Source organism: Psychrobacter sp. 1U2 (assembly GCF_051847575.1).
Genome location: NZ_JBPYDC010000162.1, coordinates 1 through 1,570, shown reverse-complemented (window position 1 = coordinate 1,570; position 1,570 = coordinate 1). Strand labels below are relative to the sequence as shown.

The 1,570-nt window shown below is 39.5% G+C and carries 1 protein-coding gene; it reads left to right on the top strand.

The genetic code is table 11. The features are described from left to right. Positions 1-266: 266 nt before the first annotated feature. A complete protein-coding gene (gene ftsZ / locus ACS8FD_RS14115; protein ID WP_299217620.1) occupies positions 267-1,463 on the top strand; it encodes a cell division protein FtsZ in 1,197 nt (398 codons plus the stop codon). Positions 1,464-1,570 lie beyond the last annotated feature (107 nt).

Here is a 1,570-nt window from a genome sequence, read left to right as displayed (position 1 = left end):
CACAAAAATCTTAAGTATTTTTAACCCATATTTGTCATGGACGATTGAAAGTAGGCGTTTGATATACGTGTTTTGAGACTATCGTAGTACTGTATGATTATATTATCAGCGTAACATGTTTTAATAGAGGTTTAACACACATTGATTGAACCTCATCTTTATTATTTTATTTGTATGTATTTATATATAGTAAGTCGATAGTACTTTATACGAGTGCGTTGTCACGTATCGACCATCACGCTATCTGCAACTGGAGAACCTTTTTTATGTCAAAATACACCATGCCAGATGATAACCAGTCTCAAAGCAACGGCCAAGCTCGTTTTACCGTATTCGGTGTAGGCGGCGGTGGCGGTAATGCTGTAGAACATATGGTACAGCAAGGTATCAAAGGCGTGACGTTTATCTGTGCCAATACTGATAGACAAGCCCTTGATCGTCTAACCGTACCGCATAAACTGCAACTTGGCGCTAAAAGTAATCGTGGTCTAGGGGCGGGTGCCAATCCAGAAGTCGGACGCGAAGCAGCAGAAAGCGAAGAAGAAGCGATTCGAACGCTACTTGAAAACTCAGACATGGTATTTATCACAGCTGGTATGGGCGGTGGTACAGGTACGGGTGCAGCGCCTGTTATCGCGCGTATTGCTAAAGAGATGGAAGTGTTGACAGTGGCAGTCGTTACGACACCATTTAAGTTTGAAGGTGGTAAGCGTAATAAATCTGCTAAAGCAGGAATTGAGCAATTAACAAACTTCGTTGACTCTATTATTACTATTCCTAATGATAAACTTATGAGTGTGTACGGCAATATTTCAATGAAAGATGCATTCAAAAAAGCGGATGACGTCTTATTGCATGCAGTACAAGGTATCGCTGAAACTATTGCTCGTTCAGGTCTTGTCAACATTGACTTTAACGATATACGTACGGCAATGACGGCTAAAGGTCATGCGATGATGGGTGTTGGACGTGCGAGCGGCGATGATCGTGCGCGTCAAGCAACTGAAAAAGCAATTAAGTCACCTTTGTTGGATGATCTGTGCTTAGAAAACGCGAAAGGTCTATTGGTCAACGTTATTTCTTCTGAAACTTTATCGCTAGATGAGTTTAGTCAAATCAGCGAGATTGTTGAAGGTATAACGGATACTGATGAAGCAAACATTTTCTATGGTTCAGTTGTTGATGAAGAGATGGGTGATGACTTGCATGTTACTGTGATAGCCACAGGTCTAACATTGGATGAAAAGATGGAGAAAGCGCCTCAAGTCCAACAGCCAGTACCTTCTGTCACTAGTACCCAATCAGTAGATCCAAACTTACATACCAGTGCATTAAACAGTCAAAAGCATTCGCAAAATCAGACGTATCAAGATAATGGCGTACGTTCTACATCTACTCAAGAACAACCGCAAACTAAAACCAATAGCATTCAAGATTATCTAAAACGTCAACAGAACAAATAGTATGTTTTAGATAACTATACTATTTGTAATGTATATATTTTTACATTTGTTTTTTATATAGTTCTTAAACATATCACCAACAATATATTAAACATAAAAAACCAGCA

Excerpts from the sequence above, each read along its gene's own strand:
- ftsZ (WP_299217620.1), top strand. The coding sequence starts at position 267 with ATGTCAAAATACACCATGCCAGATGATAACCAGTCTCAAAGCAACGGC.